Here is a 17,967-nt window from a genome sequence, read left to right as displayed (position 1 = left end):
TGTGACCGATCAGTCACAAATCCTTTACCGAAGCCGTAACAACGCGAACGACGCCACCATCCGTGCCGCGTCGATGGGAGAACCGATGAACTGGGCTGCGCGACTGATAGGCGGACGTTTCCACTACGGCTGGTTGGCGGTTGCCGTGGTGTTTCTGGTGTTGCTCGCGGCTGCAGGCACGCGGGCTACGCCGAGCGTGATGATGGTGCCGCTCGAGCATCAATTCGGCTGGAGCCGCGCGACCATTTCGCTCGCGATCTCGGTGAACATTGCGCTGTACGGGTTGATGGGGCCATTCGCGGCTGCCGCGATGCAGCGCTTCGGAGTGCGGCCGACGCTGCTAACCGCGCTCGGCACGATGGCCGCGGGCGTGGCGCTGTCGTCGCTGATGACGCATCCGTGGCAGATGGTGCTGATCTGGGGCGTAATGGTCGGCGGCTCGACCGGGGTCGCGGCGCTGTCGTTGTCGGCGACCGTCGTCACGCGCTGGTTCACGACGCGACGCGGTCTCGTCATGGGCATCCTGACCGCCAGCTCGGCGACCGGGCAGCTGGTGTTCCTGCCGCTGCTCGCGGCCATCGCCGAGCATTACGGCTGGCGCCAGGTCGTGTGGGTCGTCGCGCTGGCGGCCGCCGTGGTGATTCCGCTCGTCGCGTTCCTGCTGCCGGAGCATCCGGCCAGCATGCAGTTGCGCCCGTACGGCGAACCGCATGACGCGCCCATCACGACGACCGTGACTAAGCAGAATCCGTTGGCGATCGCGTTCGGCACGCTCGCGTCGGCGAGCAAAACGCGCGACTTCTGGCTGCTGTTCTTCAGCTTCTTCATTTGCGGCGCGAGCACCAATGGCTACGTCGGCACCCATCTGATCGCGATGTGCGGCGATTACGGGATGACGGAAGTGCAGGGCGCCTCATTGCTCGCGGCGATGGGCGTGTTCGACCTGTTCGGCACGACGCTGTCGGGCTGGCTGTCGGACCGCTTCAATAGCCGTGTGCTCCTGTTCTGGTACTACGGGTTGCGCGGGCTGTCGCTGATGTATCTGCCACACGCGTTCGGCATCGACTTCTTCGGGCTGCCGCTGTTCGCGGTGTTCTACGGCCTCGACTGGATCGCGACCGTGCCGCCGACCGTGCGCCTCGCTACCGACGTCTACGGCAAGGAATCGGCGCCGGTCGTATTCGGCTGGGTGGTGGCGGGCCACCAGCTCGGCGCGGCGTTTGCGGCGCTCGGCGCAGGCATGCTGCGCGCGAGCCTTGGCACTTACACGGTGGCATCGATGATTTCCGGCGGCTTGTGCCTCATCGCCGCGGTGATCGTATTGCGCATCAACCGCCCGGCCAAGGCCGCAATGCCACAGGCAATCTGACCCTGGCGTCGCGTCGCGAGGTGGAGCGCGCGCCCAAACCCCGTTATCCTATGTGGCCCCGGGCAGCCGCCCGGCGATCATGAATTTCTACCGAGAGAAGCGCATGGCCAACAAACCCGCCTCAACCGAAGTTGCCATTCACGAGCTGATCGCAGGCCGCTGGAGCCCCCGCGCGTATTCGAGCGAGCCGGTGAGCCGCGACCAGTTGCGCGCCGTGCTCGAAGCGGCTCGCTGGGCGCCGTCTTCGTACAACGCGCAGCCGTGGCGTTTTGTGGTGTTCGATCGTACCGTCGACGAACTCGCGTTCAAGAAGGCTTTCGCCACACTGGTGCCGTTCAACCAGGGCTGGAACGCGCCCGCGCCGGTGCTGATCGCAGTGACCGCGCACACGCTGACCAACAAGGGCGACGTGAACCGCTGCGCGTTTTACGACGCAGGCGCGGCGGCGATGTCGCTGGTGCTGCAGGCGCATGCGCTCGGCCTCGCCGCGCATCAGATGAGCGGCTTCGACGTGAACGCGTTCCGCACCGCCTTCGAATTGCCGAAGGACGTCGAGCCGATCGCGATGATCTCGCTTGGCCACTACGGTGACATCGATAAACTGGACCCGGTTCTGCGTGAGCGCGAGAAGGCGCCGCGTCAGCGTGCGGCGCTCGCGGACATCGCGTACGGCGGCGGCTGGAAGAAGGCGTTCTGAGCGACGGATTCACGGCGCTTGCCGCCTGATTTCGCGCAAAGCGAACCAGGCAGTCCCCCGGCAACGAAGCAGTCAGGCACGCGCGGCACGGTCCGCGCGTTTTTTATGCGGCGCCGTTCACGCCGTTCCCGTCGTCCGACACGCTCGACAGTGGCGTCGCCACATGTTCGAGCGACTTGCGCTCCGCGTCGACACCCCAGATCGCCGCGACGAGCGCCGCCGCGAGCATCAGCGCCGAGCCGACCAGATAGCCCGAAAACACTTCGCTGCGCTGGTGCGTATCGATCAGCCGGCCGAAAAACGCCGGCCCGATGATGCCGCCGAGCGCGGTGCCGAACGCATAGAAAACCGCAATCGCGAGCGCGCGGATTTCGAGCGGAAACGACTCGCTCACGGTCAGATACGCGGAACTCGCGGCCGCCGACGCGAAGAAGAAGATCACCATCCAGGCGATCGTCTGGGTGACGACGGTGAGCAGTTGCTGCTCGAACAGATAGCCGGACAGCGTCAGCAGGATCGCCGACATCGCATAAGTCGCGGCGATCATCTTGCGTCTGCCGATCACGTCGAACAACCGGCCGAGCACCAGCGGTCCCATGAAATTGCCGAGAGCGAAAGGCAACAGATACCAGCCGATGTCGTCGCCCGGCACGTGATAAAAGTCGGTGAGGACGAGCGCGTAGGTGAAAAAGATCGCGTTGTAGAAAAACGCCTGCGCGGTCATCAGCGTCAGGCCGACCAGCGCGCGGCGCCGGTGCACGTTGAACAGCACATGGAACACCTCGCGCAACGGCGTATGGTCGCGCGCGCGCAGGCGCAGCCGCGTGAGGGCGTCGTCGGCGAGCGTGTGGCCGTCGTAGCGAAAACGCGTCTCGATCCCCTCGACGATCATGCGCGCGTCGCGCTCCTCGCCGTGCGTAAGCAGCCAGCGCGGGCTTTCGGGCACCCACATGCGCATCGGCAGAATCACGAGCGCGAGCACCGCGCCGATGAAAAAGCACGCGCGCCAGCCCCAGTCTGCCGGCAGCAGATGCGGATCGAGCAGCACCAGCGAGCCCGCGGCGCCGAGCCCCGCGCCGATCCAGAACGTGCCGTTGATGCCGAGGTCGGTCCAGCCGCGCACGCGCGCCGGCGTAAATTCCTGGATCGTCGAGTTGATCGCCGTGTATTCACCGCCGATACCCGCGCCGGTCAGAAAGCGAAACACCATGAAGCTCATCAGATTCCACGACAGCGCGGTCGACGCGGTTGCGGCCAGATAGAGCGCCAGCGTGATGAAAAACAGCTTGCGGCGGCCGAGCCGGTCGGTCAGCCAGCCGAAACCGAGCGCGCCGAGCACCGCGCCGGCAATGTATGCACTGCCCGCGAGGCCGACGTCGGCATTCGAGAAGCGCAGCGCCGGGCTCGTTTTCAGCGCGCTTGCGACCGCGCCGGCCAGCGTCACTTCGAGCCCATCGAGCAGCCACGTCACGCCGAGCGCGACGACGATCAGCGTATGGAAGCGGCCCCACGGCAGGCGGTCCAGCCGCGAGGGGAGATCGGTTTCGATCAGCGCGGCGTGGCGGTTATCGATGGCGGCGGCGGACGGCAGGCTCATGGCGCGGAGTCTCCTCGACAACGAAAATGGGGCGGCATATCCGGACCACGTGAGCAATGTCCGTACCGCGCCATGGTTTTCAAACAGTGCGGCGGCCGTCCCGACAGCTTCAGTTGATGCTGCCGGAGTTTTCGTGATACAAAGCCGCTCCCCTTTCTGTGCGCGCCAGCCGTGAGCGGCCATTCCTGCCATGAACTATTGCGCGATTGACTTCGGTACTTCCAATTCTGCTGTCGCGGTCCCGGACGGTGCGAAGCTGAAGCTGGCTCCGGTGGAGGGCGCCTACACGACGCTGCCCACCGCGGTCTTCTTCAATACCGACGAACACACCAGCGAATTCGGGCGCGCGGCGCTCGCGGCGTACATCGACGGATTCGACGGCCGGCTGATGCGTTCGATGAAAAGCATCCTCGGCTCGCCGTTAGCCGAGAATACGACCGACCTGGGCGACGGCAGCGCGATCAGGTACACCGACGTGATCGCAACTTTCCTCACTCACCTGAAGCGCTCGGCCGAAGCCGCCGCGGGCGGCGCGATCGACCGCGCGGTCCTCGGCCGCCCAGTGTTTTTCGTCGACGATGACCCGCGCGCCGACCAGACGGCGCAGCAACAGCTCGAAGCCGCTGCGCGCACGGTCGGCTTGCGCGACATCCACTTTCAGTATGAACCGATCGCGGCCGCGTTCGACTACGAATCGCATCTGAGCGCCGAGGGCCTCGTGCTAGTCGCCGACATCGGCGGTGGCACGTCTGACTTTTCGCTCGTGCGAGTGGGGCCAGAACGGATGAAGCGCGTCGAGCGCAAGGACGATGTGCTTGCGCATCACGGGGTGCACGTCGCCGGTACGGACTTCGACCGTCGCGTCGAACTGGCGACGATCCTGCGAGAACTCGGCTACCAGTCGCTCGACCCGCAGGGGCGCGAAATCCCGAACCGGATCTATTTCGATCTCGCGACCTGGCACCTGATCAACACGGTCTATACGCCGAAGCGCGTCAGCGAGCTCGCGCTGATGCGGCACCTTTTCACGGAGACCCGGCACCACGATCGACTGATGCGCGTTGTGGAGCAGCGGTTCGGGCACGCACTGGCCGCGCATGCGGAAGAGGCGAAGATCGGGGTGGCGGCGGGCGGCGAGACCGTCATCGATCTCGGGGAAGTGGAAGAAGATTTGCGCCTCGCGTTCGACGAAGCGCAACTCGTCAAGGCCGGCGAGGACGAAACGCGACGCATTGTCCAGGCGGCGCGCGACACGGTGCAGGCGGCGGGTGTCGCGCCGCGGAGTGTCGACGCGATCTATTTCACGGGCGGCTCGACGGGCCTCGCGTTTCTTTCGGGTGCGCTGGCCGCGGCGTTTCCGGACGCGCAGGCGGTGTTCGGCGATCGTCTTGCGAGCGTGGCGACAGGACTCGGTATTCATGCCCGGCGCGTGTTTGGATAATGTCGATTAATCGGCGACTAATCCGCCGCGAATTGCGAAGTCACGCAAATTTAATCGGCAGATTATGGAATTGCCGCCGATAATAAAAAACCCCGCCGAGGCGGGGTTTTTTTGCGTCCGGAAGGAGGCGCTGAGCTTACACCGGCTTGATGTTAGCCGCTTGCTTGCCCTTCGGGCCCGTCTTCACTTCAAACGTGACCTTCTGGTTTTCTTGCAGCGTCTTGAAGCCGTCGACGCGAATTTCCGAGAAATGCGCGAACAGATCTTCACCGCCGCCGTCCGGAGTGATGAAGCCAAAGCCCTTAGCGTCGTTGAACCACTTGACGGTACCGGTTTCCATATTACTTTTTCCTAAAAATGGTGAATAAGGCCGAAGCCCGGGGGTGCATGAAAATCAAGGAAGGGGTAATGGGACCAACCGGAGTACCGTTGATGGGCGACCTACGAAAGAACCACTTCACTCGCCGCTTGAAATCCTGCCCGAACGTTATACGGCGAAATCGGACGAACGTCAACTGTCCGGACGAAACTTTGCCAGGACTGGTCGGAATATTTCTTACAAAGCTTGCGCAACCGGCCAACTTTATGCCAGGGAGAACCCTTGGTTCGGTGGCGGTTCCGCTGCAGTAACCCGGTGCAACCGTTAAACTACGCGCCGCGCGTCGGTTGCACCTATTCAGCACACTGGACGCGCTTCCATGCGCGTCACCCGTCCCTCCCGCCACGAGCGAGCTCACGCGGTGCCGACATGGTTCTGATTTAGGAGAAGACGTGAAAAGTTCTATACAACGGAACATCGGGCCGTTCGCGCTATTGCTGACCGGCCTGGGCTCGATCATCGGATCGGGCTGGCTGTTCGGGGCGTGGAAGGCCGCAAAAATTGCCGGTCCGGCCGCGATTTGCGCATGGATCATCGGCGCGGTCGTGATTCTGGCGATTGCGCTGACCTACGCTGAACTCGGCGCGATGTTTCCGGAATCTGGCGGGATGGTGCGCTATGCGCGCTACTCGCACGGCGCACTGGTCGGTTTTATCAGTGCGTGGGCCAACTGGATCGCGATCGTATCGGTGATTCCTATCGAGGCCGAGGCATCGATCCAGTACATGAGTACATGGCCCTATCCCTGGGCGCATGCGCTCTTTGTCGACGGGTCATTGACCACCAACGGCCTGCTGTTGTCCGCGGCGCTCGTGATCATCTACTTCCTGCTCAACTACTGGGGCGTCAAGGTGTTCGCGCGCGCCAACTCGGCGATCACGATCTTCAAGTTCCTGATCCCCGGCGCGACGATCGTGGGTCTGATGATGACCGGCGTCCATACCGAGAACTTTGGTCAGACGACCACGTTCGCGCCGTACGGCTGGTCGGCGGTGCTGACCGCTGTCGCGACAAGCGGCATCGTGTTCGCGTTCAACGGTTTCCAGAGTCCGATCAACCTGGCCGGTGAAGCACGCAATCCGGCGAAGAGCGTGCCTTTCGCGGTGATCGGTTCGATCCTGCTCGCGCTGGTGATCTACGTGCTGCTGCAGATCGCGTATATCGGCGCGGTGAACCCGGCCGATGTGATGAAGGGGTGGAGCCACTTCAGCTTCGCTTCGCCCTTCGCGGAACTGGCGATCGCGCTGAACCTGAACTGGCTGGCGATCCTCTTGTACATCGACGCGTTCGTGAGCCCGAGCGGCACCGGGACGACCTATATGGCGACCACGACACGGATGATCTATGCGATGGAGCGCAACAATACGATGCCGAAGATTTTCGGTCAGGTGCATCCGTTCTACGGCGTGCCGCGTCCGGCGATGTGGTTCAACCTGTTGGTGTCGTTCGTCTTCCTGTTCTTCTTCCGCGGCTGGAGCGCGCTCGCGGCGGTGATCTCGGTCGCGACGGTGATCTCGTACCTGACCGGCCCGATCAGCCTGATGGCATTGCGCCGCGCGGCCACCGATCTGGAGCGCCCGCTGCACATCGCCGGCATGAAGGTGATCGCGCCGTTTGCGTTCGTCTGCGCGTCGTTGATCCTCTACTGGGCGAAGTGGCCGCTGACCGGCGAAATCATTCTGCTGATGGTTGTCGCGCTACCCGTGTACTTCTACTTCCAGGCCAAGCAGGGCTTCGAGGGCTGGGGGCGCGATCTGAAGGCGGCGTGGTGGCTGGTCGCGTATCTGCCGATCATGGCAATCCTGTCGCTGATCGGCAGTAAGGAGTTCGGCGGCTTCGGCATCCTGCCCTACGGTTGGGACATGCTGGTCGTGATCGCCTTCTCGCTGATGTTCTATTTCTGGGGTGTCAACAGCGGCTATCGTTCGGAGTATCTGGACGAGCGGCTCGTGCACGACGAAGTGCTCGAAGGCATCGGCGCGCACTGAGCGCCGTGCGAGTCTGACGGATCCGCTCGCGGCGGATCCGCGTCAAACAAAAAGCCCGCCTGACGTGATCAGGCGGGCTTTTTGTTTGTTGGCTATCGAGCAGGATCGGGCAGGATCAAGCGGTACCGAACACATAGTTCGTCATCGCGAGCGAGCGCTGGTAGGTGCCGAGCGACTGGATCGCAAGCGAGTAGTCGTCGTCGGCAGCGCCGAGCGCGGCGAACACCGGCAACAGGTGCTCGTCGGTCGGGTGCATCAGCAGCGCGTGCGGCGCCTGGCGGCGATAGTCGAGCAGCGCGTCGATATCGCGCGCGACCAGCTTATCTTCGAACCAATCGGTGAATTCACTCACGCGCGGATCGGCATCTTCAGGGCGCGCGGAGAAATCGGCGGCACGCAGATTGTGCGTGATCTGACCGGACCCGATCACCATCACGCCTTCGTCTTTCAGCGCGCGCAGTGCCCGGCCGACGCGGAAATGATGCGCGGCATCCTTGTGCGGCTGAATCGACAGTTGCGCGATCGGCACGTCTGCCTCGGGGAACATGAGCAGCATCGGCACCCACGCGCCGTGGTCGAGTCCGTGCGGCTGCACGTCGGCGACGATACCGCTCGCGCCGAGCAGCGCGGCGGCACTGCGCGCGACGTCGGGCGCACCCGGCGCGGGATATTGGATTTCGTAGAGCTGGCGCGGAAAACCGTAGAAATCGTGGATGGTTTCAGGCGCCGTCGCGATGCTCGCGAGCGGCTGGGCGGTGCCCCAGTGCGCCGACAACATCAGGATGGCGTCGGGGCGCGGCAATTGCGTGCTCAGCGCGCTGAACTCGGCGGAGGGCATGGACGGATCGATCGGCAGCGTGGGTGCGCCGTGAGACAGGAAAAGCGACGGTAAGCGGTTCATGACGGCAACGCGGCCGGGCGAACCGGCACGGAAAATTGGGTTCTTACCAATATAGGTCCGCACGACGGCTTGATAAATGGGTCCGGGCGGAATTGATTGTGTCGCGCCTGTTGTTAATCGTCTTGGAGCGTTATTCCTGCGCGCCGCGCAACCCTTCCCACGCGGGCGACAGCGCCGGCCCGAGCGCAAATAGATCGAGCACGCGCGCGACCGTGTGGTCGACCATCTCGTCGATCGAAGCAGGCTGGTTGTAAAACGCAGGCAGGGGCGGGAAGATTACACCGCCCATTTCAGTGACGGCCGTCATATTGCGCAGATGCGCGAGATTGAACGGCGTTTCGCGCACCAGCAGCACGAGGCGGCGACGCTCCTTCAGCGTGACGTCGGCGGCGCGGGTGATCAGGTTGTCGGCAAAACCGTGCGCGATGCTCGCGAGCGTTTTCATCGAGCAAGGTGCGACGATCATGCCGTCGGTCGCGAACGACCCGGACGCGATGCTCGCGCCGACGTCGCGCACCGAATGAACGACATCCGCGAGCGGATGCACGTCTTCCTTCGTCAACTGGAGTTCGTGCTGGATGTTGAGCCAACCGGCGCTCGAAATCAGCAGATGGCTCTCGACGCCGCCCAGCCGGCGCAGCGTCCCGAGTAGCCGGACGCCGTAGATGGCGCCGGTGGCACCGGTGATCGCGACGATCAGCCGGCGGGGCGCCGCAGCATGGGATTGCAGCATGGCTCGCGGCGCCTGATGAAGCGAACGAAGCGAAGAACGCTCAGGCTGCGGCGAACAGCTGCTGCAGCTCGCCCGATTCGTACATTTCCATCATGATGTCCGAGCCGCCGATGAATTCGCCCTTCACGTACAGCTGCGGAATGGTCGGCCAGTTCGAGAACACCTTGATGCCCTGACGGATTTCGTCGTCTTCGAGCACGTTCACGGTCTTGATTTCGCCGACGCCGCACGCCTTCAGGATCTGGATGGCGCGGCCGGAAAAACCGCACATTGGGAACTGGGCCGTGCCTTTCATGAAGAGAACGACGTTGTTGCCGTCGACGATTTGCTTGATGCGTTGTTGCGTATCCATGACTGACCTTGCGGTTCCGATAGAGGAAGGGAATAGGCTGAAATGATAGCGGATTTCGCTACGCGCGGCCGCAGCCGCGTTGCGGCAAGGGTCTTAGCTGCGGCGACTGCGCTTATGCCGAGGTGCCACGCAACACGCCTCCGCTGATCCGCTCGATGCCGGCGAGATCGCGCTCCGAGCGGACCTCGGCAAACCCCCGCGCGCTCAGTAACGCGCGCACGGCTTCGGCCTGGTCGTAGCCATGCTCGATCCACAGCACGCCGTCGGCGGCGAGGCGCTCAGGCGCGCCGGCGACGATCGCGCGGATTGCGCTGAGGCCATCGGCTCCGTCGGTGAGCGCATCGCGCGGCTCGAAGCGCAGATCGCCTTCGAGCAGATGCGGGTCGCCGCTGGCGATATACGGGGGATTGCTGACGATCGCGTCGAAGCGCAGCGCGGCGTCGAGCGAGCTGTACCAGTCGCTGTGGAGGAAGGCGAGCGCGCCGCCCGGGCGCTTCGCGTCGAGCAGGCGAGCGCCGTTGCGCGCGGCGACCGCGAGCGCGTCGGCCGACCGATCGAGCGCCCAGACCTGCGCGTCGGTCCGCATCGACGCAATCGCCACTGCGATTGCGCCGGTTCCGGTGCCGAGATCGAGCACGCGCGGACGCGGCCGATGTTCGATCGCCGCGAGCGCGGTCTCGACCAGCAACTCGGTTTCGGGGCGCGGAATCAGGACGTGCGGCGTGACTTCGAACTCGAGCCCGAAAAACTCGCGCGCACCGACGAGCTGTGCAACCGGCTCGCCGGCCAGGCGCCGCGCTTCGAGCGTGCGGTAACGTTCGATGCTCTCGCGCCCGAGCGGCTCCTCGCCGCGCGTGATCAGCTGCGTGCGTCGCCAGCCGAGCACGTGCGTGAGCAGAATCCGCGCTTCGAGCGGCGGCAGCGGCGAGGCGCGCAACAGCGCGCCCGCCGTCGCGGCTTGAGCACCGGGGTGGAGCGAGGTCGGGGCGGCGTCGGTCATCGTCGAGGCGTCAGTCCGCGTCACCGAGCGAGGCCAGCAGTTCGGCCTGATGCTCGCTGACGAGCGCCGCGATCAGTTCGTCGAGATCGCCGTCCATGATCGCGTCGAGGCGATACAGCGTCAGGTTGATGCGGTGATCGGTGAGGCGCCCCTGCGGGAAGTTGTACGTGCGAATCCGTTCCGAGCGGTCGCCCGAGCCGATCAGGTTCTTGCGCGTCGCCGCTTCCTTCGCCTGCTGCTCGTGCGCCTGCTTGTCCTTGATGCGCGCGGCGAGCACCTTCAGCGCGCGGTCCTTGTTCTTGTGCTGAGAGCGGTCGTCCTGACATTCGACGACGATGCCGGTCGGCAAATGCGTGACGCGCACCGCCGAGTCGGTTTTGTTGATGTGCTGGCCGCCCGCGCCCGATGCGCGAAAAGTGTCGATCCGCAGATCGGCAGGATTGATCTCGACTTCGCCGATCTCGTCCGCTTCCGGCATCACGGCGACCGTGCACGCCGAGGTATGGATGCGGCCCTGCGTTTCGGTGGCCGGTACGCGCTGCACACGATGCCCGCCCGACTCGAACTTCAGCTTCGAATACGCGGCGTCGCCGGCGATCCGCACGATCACTTCCCGGTAGCCGCCAAGGTCCGATTCGCTCGCCGACATCATCTCGACTTGCCAGCGATTGCGCTCGGCATAGCGCAGATACATGCGCAGCAGATCGCCCGCGAACAGCGCGGATTCGTCGCCGCCCGTGCCCGCGCGGATTTCGAGGAAGATGTTGCGGTCGTCGTTCGGGTCTTTGGGCAGCAGCATTTTCTGCAGCTCGACGCCTAGCGTCTCCATGCGATCACGCGCCGCACGGATTTCCTCTTCGGCAAAATCGCGCATCGATGCGTCAGTGAGGAGTTCCTGCGCGGTGGCCGCGTCGCTCTGCGCCTGGCGCCAAAGCCCGTACTGCTCGACGACCGGGCCAAGCTCCGCGTGTTCGCGAGTGAGCTTGCGGTATTGGTCGAGGTTGGCTGTGATGTCCTCGCGGCTCAACAGGTCGTTCAGTTCGGCCAGCCGGGTGGTCAGCTGGTCGAGCTTGCGTTGCATGCTCGTTTTCATCGGGCGGTAGTGGAGCGGGCTCCGGAAAGTATGCGGCGTGGGGAACGGGCTGACGCCCGGGTGCGGAAGCACTTCGCGAGCCACAGCGGTGACGCGCGGGGTGCGGCGAGCACTGCGCCGCTAACGCTCCGAGGAGTCGGAGTGTTTGTAGAAGCCGCTCATCAGCTCGATCAGCTTGTCGCGGTTGTCGCTGCCCGCGCGATTCAGTGCGTGCGTGGGACCGTGGATCAGCTTATTGGTGAGCGATTGCGACAGTGCTTCGAGCACCGCGGCCGGGTCGTCGCCGCGCGCGAGCATTTTCTGCGCGCGTTCGACTTCGGCGCGGCGCAGCGCGTCGGCTTGTGTATGCATGTGGCGGATCACCGGCACGATGCTGCGGGCGTCGAGCCACTGCATGAAGGTCTGCACGCGCGTTTCGATGATCGCTTCAGCCTGCGCGACCGCGGCTTGGCGCGACGCATTGCCTTCCCGGACGATCGTGCCGAGGTCGTCGACGGTGTACAGGAATACGTCTTCGAGGTGGCCGGCTTCAGGTTCGATGTCGCGCGGTACCGCGAGGTCGACCATGAAAATAGGCCGGTGACGCCGGGCCTTCACCGCGCGCTCGACCGCGCCCAGACCGATGATTGGCAACGTGGACGCCGTGCACGACACGATGATGTCGAACTCGTGCATTCGTGCGGGCAACTCGGAGAGCGGAATAGCGTGGCCGTTGAAGCGCTCGGCGAGCCGCATGCCGCGCTCCGCGGTGCGATTCGCGACAACGAGCTCGCGCGGATGCTGTGCGGCGAAATGGGTGGCGCACAGTTCGATCATTTCGCCAGCACCGATGAACAGCACCCGCTGGTTCGCGATCTTGTCGAAAATGCGTTGCGCGAGGCGAACCGCGGCGGCCGCCATCGATACCGACTGGCTGCCGATTTCGGTCGTGCTGCGCACTTCCTTCGCGACGGCGAAGGTGCGCTGGAACAGCTGGTTCAGATAGGTGCCGAGCGCGCCGGCTTCGGACGCGGTACGCACCGCATCCTTCATTTGTCCGACGATCTGCGTTTCACCGAGCACCATCGAGTCGAGCCCCGACGCGACCCGGAACGCATGCCGCACCGCTTCGGACTGCGGCAGCGCGTAGACGTGCGGCGCGAGTTCGTCGATCGGTAAGTGGTGATATTTCGAAAGCCACTGGATCGCGGCTTCGCGCGCGGCGAGGTCGTCGGTCGCGCAGTAGAGTTCGGTGCGGTTGCAGGTGGACAGAATTGCCGCTTCTGGCGCATTGGGGGCCATGCGGCCCAGCCAGATGCCTTTGAAGGTGTCCAGTGCGGGCTTGATCTGTTCGAGCGGAAACGCCACGCGTTCGCGCAAGGCGACAGGCGCAGTGTGATGGTTGATTCCGATCGTTAGAAGCTGCATTTGGGGGAGCTATCGTTCAGCTTTGCATTATAGCGTTTCCACGATTCTCACATCCTGCACGCAGTGCACCCCGCGTGCGTCAGCCCGGGCCTGTCAGGCTTTCCAGCGGAATCGCATCGAGCTGGTAACCGTAACCATAGACCGGCGTTAGCGCATAGCCAAGCTCGGGGCGCAGTCGCAGCTTGCTGCGCACGCGCGACGCGTGGGTGTCGATGGTGCGCGACTTTACGTCGCGGCGGCGTGACCATACCGTCTCGAGAATGTGCGCGCGCGACACCGGCCGCGCCAGATTGTTGAACAGCAGCAGCGCGAGGTGGAATTCTTTCGGCGTCAGGACGACGGTCAGCTCGCGAAAGGTGACGGCGAAATTCGCCGCGTCGAACGTGTAACCGCCGATCACGTCGCGCCGCCGGTTGGAAGGTCGCCGCACGCCTGCGCGGCGCTGCAGCGCCTCGACGCGCGCGAGCATTTCTGGCCCGCGCACGGGCTTGCTCAGGCAATCGTCGGCGCCTGCATGCAGCGCTGCGACAATCTGGCTTTCGCGCGGTGCCGTCATGAGCATCATGACGGGCAGGCCGGGCAAAATGGAGCGCGCGCGCGGGATCACGTCTTCGGCGCAATGGTCGCCGGCCCAGCTTTCCGTGATCAGCAGGTCGAAGAATTCGTCGGTGGCGCACCGCAAGAACGTGGCGCTGTTTGTGAAGTGCAGACACACATGGCCGCCGGCAAAAATGAGCCGGTCGACCAGTTTGGCGTGTTGCACGTCCGGTTCGATAAGGGCGATGCGCATGGCGCGGCGTCAGCCTGGCAACGGGCGGGTACAGGCGGTATCGTCGGACTTACAACTTGCCTAAGCACACCCCGACCCCTAAACTCAACCGCTATGCGGAAAGCGCCGTGCTGAACTGCTGTAGTTAAAGAGGCCAAAATGCTAGCCTTGGCTGCTCCTTCCGCCTATGAGACGAATCTGAAATTGATCCTGCCGTGTTTCAACTCCGGGTCCGGAGCCCACGCCTGATGGGTTGGCCCGGCATTCTCGTGCTCGGCGTCATCATCGGCCTCGCGGGGTGGTGGTTGCACCCGCTGCGCCGGGCGAGCCGCGCCCGCTGGTGGGCCGCGCCGTTGGCCGGCGTGCTTGGTGCGAGCGTTGCGCGCATGGCCGGCAATGTGACAGGTCTCTTCCATGACGGCGACATGCTTGAATGGCCGATATGTGTCGCCGTCTCGCTCATCGCCGTCGCCGCGACGGTCGGCCTCTTTTCGCGCCGATCAATCCGTCGATGAATCCTTGCAGGTAACGCCATGAATGCCCGACTTCCCGACAACTCCTCGATTCCCGAGCGCCTCGCGAGCCTGCGCGCCGTCATGGCGCGCGAAGGCATCGCCGCTTACCTCGTGCCGTCGGCGGACCCGCACCTGTCCGAGTATCTGCCTGGGCGCTGGCAAGGTCGCCAGTGGCTGTCCGGCTTCACCGGCTCGGCCGGCACACTGATCGTCACGGGTGATTTCGCCGGCGTCTGGACCGACAGCCGCTATTGGGAGCAGGCGAGCGCCCAGCTCGCCGGCACCGGCGTCGAGCTGATGAAGATGACCGGCGGCCAACTGACCACGCCGCATTTCGAGTGGCTCGCGCAGAACGTCGCGAGCGGCGCTACGGTCGGTGTGGACGGCGCGGTGCTCGGCGTCGCGGCGGCGCGTGCCTTGAGCGCGGCGCTGAACGCGCGCGGCGTGCAGTTGCGCACCGACGTCGACCTGTTCGATGCGATATGGGCGCAGCGCCCGGCGCTGCCCACCGACGCCGTCTTCGAGCACACCGCGCCGCAAGCAGGCGTCGCGCGCGCGGAAAAGCTCGCGCAGGTGCGCCGCGCGATGACCGGCCAAGGCGCGCAGTGGCACTTTATCTCTACGCTCGACGACCTCGCATGGCTGCTGAACCTGCGCGGCGCCGACGTCAGCTACAACCCGGTGTTCGTCGCGCACGCGCTGATCGGGATGGACCGCGTGTCGCTTTTCATCGCAGAGGGCAAGGTGTCGCCGGCGCTCGCCGACGTGCTCGCGCGCGACGGCATCAGCGTCGAGCCGTACGCGAAAGCCGCCGACGCGCTCGCCGCGCTGCCGTCCGGCAGCACGCTGCTGATCGATCCGCGCCGCATCACGTACGGCTCGCTGCAGGCGGTGCCGTCGTCGGTCAAGGTGGTCGAAGCGGTCAATCCGTCCACTTTCCTCAAGTCGTGCAAGACCGCCGCCGACGCCGCGCATGTGCGCGAGACGATGGAGCAGGACGGCGCCGCGCTCGCGGAATTCTTCGCGTGGTTCGAAAGCGCGCTGGGCCGCGAGCGCATCACCGAGCTGACGATCGACGAACGTCTGACGGCCGCCCGCGCGCGCCGTCCCGGCTTCGTGTCGCTGAGCTTCGCGACGATCGCGGGTTTCAACGCGAACGGCGCGATGCCGCACTATCGCGCGACCGAGGAGTCGCATGCGGTGATCGAGGGCAACGGGCTGCTGCTGATCGATTCGGGTGGCCAGTACCTGAGCGGCACGACCGATATCACGCGAGTCGTCCCGGTCGGCACGCCGAGCCATGAACAGCGGCGCGATTTCACCGTCGTGCTGAAGGGCATGATTGCGCTGTCACGCGCGCAATTCCCGCGCGGCATCCGCTCGCCGATGCTCGACGCGATCGCGCGCGCGCCGATCTGGCAAGCGGGCGCCGACTACGGTCACGGCACCGGTCACGGGGTCGGCTACTTCCTGAACGTGCACGAGGGCCCGCAGGTGATCTCGCACTACGCGCCGGCCGAGCCTTGGACCGCAATGGAGGAAGGCATGATCACGTCGAACGAGCCGGGTCTGTATCGGCCGGGCAGGTGGGGCGTGCGCATCGAAAACCTCGTGCTCAATGTTGCTGCGGAAAAAACCGGATTCGGCGATTTCCTGAAGTTCGAGACACTGACGCTGTGCCCGATCGACACGCGCTGCATCGAACTGTCGCTGCTGCGGGACGACGAGCGCGCGTGGCTCAACACGTATCACGAGACCGTGCGCACGCGGCTCGCGCCGCATGTGTCGGGCGACGCGAAGGCGTGGCTCGAGCTGCGCACGCAACCGATCTGAATTAGCGACGAACTTCCAAGCGGAGCGTGTATGGCGATCAAGGCAGTGGTGTTCGATTTCGGCGGTGTGCTGATCGACTGGAGTCCCGAGTACCTGTACCGCCAGTTGATTCCCGACGAAGCCGAGCGCCGCTGGTTCCTCACGCATGTGTGCTCGATGGACTGGGTGATCCGCCAGGACGGCGGCCAGCCGATCGTCGAAGCCACCAACGAGCTGATCGCCCGGTTTCCCGATCACGAACCGCTGATCCGCGCGTTCTACGAGCGCTGGCACGAGATGGTGGCGGGCGTGCTCGATGACGGCGTCGCGCTGATGGAAAGGCTCGAGGCGGCCGACGTGCCGCTCTTCGGCCTCACCAACTGGTCGGCCGAGACTTTCCCGTATGCGTGGGAGCACTATCCGGTGCTGCGGCGGTTTCGCGACATCGTCGTGTCGGGGCGCGTCAAGCTCGTGAAGCCCGATCCCGCGATCTTCGCGGAAATGCGCCGGCGCATCGAACTGCAAATGCCGGGCGTCGAGCCGGCCGAACTCGTCTTCATCGACGACAACGCGAAGAACGCGGAGGCCGCGACCGCGCTCGGCTGGCACGGCGTGCATCATACGAGCGCAGCGCAGACGCAAGCGCACCTTCGCGCGTTGGGCTTGCCGGTTTGAACTGACCGCTACTGTCCAAACAGATTCTTCAACGCATTGCCGAGACCCTTGACGGTCTCGCCCGCGCCCTTCGCGACACCTTCGACGCTCACACCCAACGCCTTTGCAAACCCCTCGCCGATGCGCGCGAGGATCCCTTCGCGCACCGAGAACTTCGGATCGCGCAAATCGCCGTCGAGGACGAAATGCAACGAGATGTCGCCGTTATGCGTGCGCAGCGCCGCGACGGCGGCGCGCGTCGGAATCGACATGAACGTTTCGAGTGGATTGTCCGTTTCGGCGAGCCGGAGATTGTGGACCGTCACGGCGCCGGGCGCATGCAGATGATAGTCGCGCACCGTCGATTCGATGCTCAGGTCGACGGTACCTCCCGACACCTGCGCTCGCGTGCCGGCCTTTTTCAGCAGATACGGATCGAGCATTGCGATATCGACGCCGCGCAGCGTGGTTGTCGTCTGTGAATCGCGGCTGGCGATTTTGATCCAGCCGTCGAATATGACCGTACCCGTATGCGCCGGCCCCTTCAGCGAGCCACGGACGCTGACGTTGGTGGGCTCCGCGAGCGACGGCAGATGCAGATTGTCGACACTCGCGTTCGCGTTGCTGAGCGTCACCCTGAACGGCGGCGGTCCGACGGTCATGTCATAGAAGTGGAAGTTGCCCTGCTCGAAGCGGATATGGTCGATCAGCTTTTCGCGCGGTATCGGCGACGCGGTGCCGCTGCCGCCTGGTTGACCGTCGCGATTCAACGATTCGCGCAGGTTCGGCAGCAGATTCAGCGAGCCGTCCTTCGTGCGCAGCACGGCCATGTCGAAGCCGCTCACGACGATCTCGCGAATATGCATGTGCCGCGCGATCAGATCGCGCACGTCGGGGGTGATCGTGATTTCGTCGGCACGCAGCGGTTCGCCTGCCGGCCAGCCGGGCGGCGCTTTCAGCACGACGTGGGTGAGGTGAACCGAGGTGAGGCCGACGTCGATACTGTCGGCGCTGCCGAGCGGCCCGAGCGCCGCGCTCACGCGATTCTTGACTTCCTGTTGCGCGAATTGCATCGCGCCGATCGCGATCAGAATCAGCGCCAATAGCGTTCCGCCCACGACGACGATCCAACGCCTGCCCTTCGACATCCCCATGCTTGTCTCCTGTCGACGGTCGCCCCGAGTTATGGCTTCAGCGCTTATTCGTGTCCCATGCAAGGCCGTCTTCGCGTTGCGCGGCGTTGTGTCGATCGTCGGTCGC

General features: G+C 64.7%; 17 protein-coding genes. 7 read left to right on the top strand and 10 right to left on the bottom strand.

Going from position 1 to position 17,967, the window contains the following annotated elements; translation table 11 throughout:
- The first annotated feature begins 85 nt into the window (after positions 1 to 85).
- Both LJ655_RS24615 and LJ655_RS24610 read left to right on the top strand, forming a co-directional pair.
- Positions 86 to 1,369 carry an MFS transporter gene (locus LJ655_RS24615; protein WP_230563824.1) on the top strand — a complete coding sequence of 428 codons (1,284 nt, stop codon included), beginning with the start codon at positions 86 to 88 and terminating at the stop codon, positions 1,367 to 1,369.
- A gap of 103 nt (positions 1,370 to 1,472) precedes the next feature.
- Complete coding sequence (locus LJ655_RS24610; RefSeq protein WP_230563823.1) at positions 1,473 to 2,066, top strand: nitroreductase family protein; 594 nt, start codon at positions 1,473 to 1,475, stop codon at positions 2,064 to 2,066.
- A 103-nt stretch (positions 2,067 to 2,169) separates the two neighbouring features.
- Here the strand turns inward: LJ655_RS24610 and LJ655_RS24605 are convergent, their stop codons facing one another.
- A complete protein-coding gene (locus LJ655_RS24605; protein ID WP_230563822.1) occupies positions 2,170 to 3,663 on the bottom strand; it encodes an MFS transporter in 1,494 nt (497 codons plus the stop codon).
- Positions 3,664 to 3,853: 190 nt separating this feature from the next.
- Here LJ655_RS24605 and LJ655_RS24600 point away from each other — a divergent pair, with 190 nt between their 5' ends.
- Positions 3,854 to 5,104, top strand: a complete 1,251-nt coding sequence (locus LJ655_RS24600; RefSeq protein ID WP_230563821.1) for an Hsp70 family protein — start codon at positions 3,854 to 3,856, stop codon at positions 5,102 to 5,104.
- Between the two features lie 136 nt (positions 5,105 to 5,240).
- On the opposite strand, the gene LJ655_RS24595 is transcribed toward LJ655_RS24600, so the two are convergent.
- On the bottom strand, positions 5,241 to 5,444 hold the full coding sequence (locus LJ655_RS24595) for a cold-shock protein (protein WP_013090665.1): 204 nt from the start codon (positions 5,442 to 5,444) through the stop codon (positions 5,241 to 5,243).
- 431 nt (positions 5,445 to 5,875) lie between these two features.
- Between LJ655_RS24595 and LJ655_RS24590 the strand changes: the two genes are divergently transcribed.
- Positions 5,876 to 7,471, top strand: a complete 1,596-nt coding sequence (locus LJ655_RS24590; protein ID WP_230563820.1) for an APC family permease — start codon at positions 5,876 to 5,878, stop codon at positions 7,469 to 7,471.
- A gap of 115 nt (positions 7,472 to 7,586) precedes the next feature.
- Here the strand turns inward: LJ655_RS24590 and LJ655_RS24585 are convergent, their stop codons facing one another.
- The 7 genes from LJ655_RS24585 to LJ655_RS24555 all read right to left on the bottom strand — a co-directional run bounded on the left by LJ655_RS24585 (position 7,587) and on the right by LJ655_RS24555 (position 13,747).
- Positions 7,587 to 8,372, bottom strand: a complete 786-nt coding sequence (locus tag LJ655_RS24585; RefSeq protein ID WP_230563819.1) for a DODA-type extradiol aromatic ring-opening family dioxygenase — start codon at positions 8,370 to 8,372, stop codon at positions 7,587 to 7,589.
- A gap of 130 nt (positions 8,373 to 8,502) precedes the next feature.
- Positions 8,503 to 9,105 (bottom strand): UbiX family flavin prenyltransferase, encoded by a 603-nt coding sequence (locus LJ655_RS24580; protein WP_230563818.1) that lies wholly within the window; start codon positions 9,103 to 9,105, stop codon positions 8,503 to 8,505.
- Positions 9,106 to 9,145: 40 nt separating this feature from the next.
- On the bottom strand, positions 9,146 to 9,457 hold the full coding sequence (grxD, locus tag LJ655_RS24575) for a Grx4 family monothiol glutaredoxin (protein ID WP_008918687.1): 312 nt from the start codon (positions 9,455 to 9,457) through the stop codon (positions 9,146 to 9,148).
- 112 nt (positions 9,458 to 9,569) lie between these two features.
- Positions 9,570 to 10,457, bottom strand: a complete 888-nt coding sequence (prmC, locus tag LJ655_RS24570; RefSeq protein ID WP_230563817.1) for a peptide chain release factor N(5)-glutamine methyltransferase — start codon at positions 10,455 to 10,457, stop codon at positions 9,570 to 9,572.
- Between the two features lie 10 nt (positions 10,458 to 10,467).
- Positions 10,468 to 11,550 (bottom strand): peptide chain release factor 1, encoded by a 1,083-nt coding sequence (gene prfA / locus LJ655_RS24565; RefSeq protein ID WP_230563816.1) that lies wholly within the window; start codon positions 11,548 to 11,550, stop codon positions 10,468 to 10,470.
- A 120-nt stretch (positions 11,551 to 11,670) separates the two neighbouring features.
- Positions 11,671 to 12,957 carry a glutamyl-tRNA reductase gene (gene hemA, locus LJ655_RS24560; RefSeq protein WP_230563815.1) on the bottom strand — a complete coding sequence of 429 codons (1,287 nt, stop codon included), beginning with the start codon at positions 12,955 to 12,957 and terminating at the stop codon, positions 11,671 to 11,673.
- Positions 12,958 to 13,036: 79 nt separating this feature from the next.
- The gene (locus LJ655_RS24555; RefSeq protein WP_230563814.1) at positions 13,037 to 13,747 is read right to left on the bottom strand and encodes a response regulator transcription factor; all 711 of its coding nucleotides are present in this window, start codon (positions 13,745 to 13,747) and stop codon (positions 13,037 to 13,039) included.
- A gap of 227 nt (positions 13,748 to 13,974) precedes the next feature.
- Between LJ655_RS24555 and LJ655_RS24550 the strand changes: the two genes are divergently transcribed.
- From LJ655_RS24550 to LJ655_RS24540, 3 genes are read left to right on the top strand one after another with little or no spacing between them, the layout of a single operon-like run.
- Complete coding sequence (locus LJ655_RS24550; RefSeq protein WP_230563813.1) at positions 13,975 to 14,241, top strand: hypothetical protein; 267 nt, start codon at positions 13,975 to 13,977, stop codon at positions 14,239 to 14,241.
- Between the two features lie 18 nt (positions 14,242 to 14,259).
- Positions 14,260 to 16,074, top strand: coding sequence for an aminopeptidase P family protein (locus LJ655_RS24545; RefSeq protein WP_230563812.1), 1,815 nt, complete (start codon positions 14,260 to 14,262; stop codon positions 16,072 to 16,074).
- Between the two features lie 30 nt (positions 16,075 to 16,104).
- Positions 16,105 to 16,728, top strand: coding sequence for an HAD family hydrolase (locus LJ655_RS24540; protein ID WP_230563811.1), 624 nt, complete (start codon positions 16,105 to 16,107; stop codon positions 16,726 to 16,728).
- Between the two features lie 8 nt (positions 16,729 to 16,736).
- On the opposite strand, the gene LJ655_RS24535 is transcribed toward LJ655_RS24540, so the two are convergent.
- Positions 16,737 to 17,861, bottom strand: coding sequence for a DUF748 domain-containing protein (locus LJ655_RS24535; protein WP_230563810.1), 1,125 nt, complete (start codon positions 17,859 to 17,861; stop codon positions 16,737 to 16,739).
- Positions 17,862 to 17,967: the final 106 nt, after the last annotated feature.

This window comes from Paraburkholderia translucens, from assembly GCF_020881035.1.
In the GTDB taxonomy this organism is placed as follows: domain Bacteria; phylum Pseudomonadota; class Gammaproteobacteria; order Burkholderiales; family Burkholderiaceae; genus Paraburkholderia; species Paraburkholderia translucens.
This window is presented reverse-complemented; position numbering and strand designations above follow the sequence as displayed.